Source organism: Bacillus sp. SM2101 (assembly GCF_018588585.1).
Lineage (GTDB): Bacteria > Bacillota > Bacilli > Bacillales > SM2101 > Nanhaiella > Nanhaiella sioensis.
Window position 1 is genome coordinate 1 of sequence record NZ_JAEUFG010000079.1, and the last position, 2,407, is coordinate 2,407.

At 30.9% G+C, this 2,407-nt stretch carries 2 protein-coding genes and 1 pseudogene; 2 read left to right on the forward strand and 1 reads right to left on the reverse strand.

What is annotated here, in order from left to right; genetic code table 11:
* Positions 1-601: 601 nt before the first annotated feature.
* A pseudogene (locus JM172_RS24165) lies at positions 602-1,027 on the forward strand (ferritin-like domain-containing protein); the annotation flags it as partial.
* Positions 1,028-1,523: 496 nt separating this feature from the next.
* Entirely contained in the window at positions 1,524-1,646 is a 123-nt protein-coding gene (locus JM172_RS25335; RefSeq protein ID WP_284730503.1) for a hypothetical protein, read from the forward strand.
* 196 nt (positions 1,647-1,842) lie between these two features.
* On the opposite strand, the gene JM172_RS25340 is transcribed toward JM172_RS25335, so the two are convergent.
* A complete protein-coding gene (locus JM172_RS25340; protein WP_284730508.1) occupies positions 1,843-1,977 on the reverse strand; it encodes a hypothetical protein in 135 nt (44 codons plus the stop codon).
* Positions 1,978-2,407: the final 430 nt, after the last annotated feature.

Here is a 2,407-nt window from a genome sequence, read left to right on the forward strand (position 1 = left end):
AAAGTTTTTACTCCATAAACTCTCGTTAGCTTGATTCCAATTATTTCAAAAAATGACGATTAACTCAATCTTTTTTTTACAAAAAAAGGCTGCTTACCATATTAGAGATAAGCACCCGATAGGCGATCAACCAGTACATTTCTGGTTATTAACAGTTATTATTTTAAGGTATCCGGGATGGCGCTTACTATATTCTTGCGCCAAATTGATGAATAAACACTCTAGGCATTCCACAATCGAAAAAGCATAAAATTGATGTAAATTACCTAGCACACTAATACACGCTGGTTACACATCTAATTGTTATTTACACAAACTACCTTATGTGCTGTAGTAGAGGCCTGTACTTGAATCAATGTACCGTTAAAGAAAGAAAAACCTTCTTTATCAATTAAAGTTCTTGCTTCCATTGTGATGTCCAAGTTACATATTAATTAATTTTTTATACACTATTAAAGAGAATAACATCAAATTTATCGTCCATGAAAATCTTTTAACATCAAGGAAAGAAAATAATTCAGGAGGTGGGATACAATCAATGGAAGTAAGCTTTCATAATCAAGCTCATTACTATAAGCCATTGTTAAGACAAAATGCTAATGACTATGGAGCCAAAGGTGCTTTGAATGCTCCAACATTAAACTTACCTCAGATGTTAACCTATGCTTTACAAGACGAATTCCTTGCACAGGCTAGATATAATAATATTCTTTACAATTTTGGATATATACGTACATTTGCTCAAATCCAAGAAGCTGAGTTAAGGCATATTAGTGCTTTGCTTCCCCTTTTTGAACAATATCAAGTACCTACTCCTGAAGACATCTCAAGGATGTTTGTTACTACCCCAGAAACGATAAAAAACGCCTTTGCTGCTGGAGTACAAGGTGAGGTTGAGAATATAAATATGTATAATAAATTTCTTTCTTTAATTCTTCCACCAGATGTAAGAACTGTATTTATTCAGTTAAAAAATGCATCAATTAATCATTTGAAAGTATTCCAAAGAGGTCTATCTCGAAATTAGGTCTATGTTAAAAAACATCTCCTGTGTAACATCGGAAATTTTCATGGATTTTGAGAATTCATTACCTATTCCCTTTCAATAAATAAATTCACCATTCTATGAAAGAGGAGTGTAAAGTTGTTGAAAGTTAAGCATTTCTTAATAATCTTGTGTTATTTACCAATTTAAACGATAAAAAAAATTAAAGACGCTTTTAAGTATGATTTCTGAGAAGCACCAATCGTATTTTGAGATCAACCAGTTACCTGGTTAATCCCATTTTAATTGATATTGATTTGATTCTTAAGGTAGTATGAATAGCTTTAGGTACATTTTTGCGCCGTATTTTTGAATAATATTGTCATGTAACCTTAGACTATTCGACTCATTAATCATTATGTCCTATAAAAAATAGTCTAAATAATGCAAAAATACACAATATTCTAGAAGGATTTACAATTTTTTTGAAGAATATATAATTTTAGGATTAAAAAATTATTAGGAGGTGTTATTCAAAATGAAAAAGCTATTATTAGTTTCGGCACTAACTTTAACTTTAATTGGATCAGGTTTATCTGTTGCAAGTGCTGACCATAATCCACCATTGTGCACTAGCACAGGTACTTGTATACAACCATAACTATACATAACAAGAGCTATACATAACAAGAGCTATACATAACAAGAGCTATACATAACAAGAGCTATACATAACAAGAGCTATACATAACAAGAGCATGCCATATGATGGCATGCTCTTATTCATCTTATTTTCTATTTAGTTTAGTAATAAAGGTGGAACCTATAAATCAAATTCCACCTCAAAGTTATTTAATTTATTCTGGAAAGCATCTCTCAACTTCATGATGACAATCAGGTGTAAATATTCCGTCATTATTCACCTCAGCTGAAACTCCATTAGCAGAAAATAAAAGACCTAGCATTGCTACAAGCGCGACAATCTTACGCATTTATTTCCCTCCTTTATACATTATTAGTGTTTTCACATAATTATTATAAGAATGTTCAGAGTCTTAAATAAGTGGCTTAAGTCATTTATGATGGTGACTTAAGTATTAAATTATTATGTTTACTATGTAAACACACTGATATAAAAGGCTTATATGTATACAAATTAATTGTTGGGTATTCTTAATTCAAAACAAAAAGGACTATTTTTCAGTCCTTAGTAACCTCTTTATCCCTTGTGTTTACTTAATAGATAACTATCCTTAACATAGTCCAGATAGCCTTAACTACCTTCTTGCGCCATATTGTTGAATAATATTGTCATGTAGTCTTAGAACTATTCGACTAATTAATTATTGTATTTTGTTATTAAGCTAATTGGAAAATTTGAGGTTCATTGTTACTTCCTTCGATAGGAACGAATGCTGTATT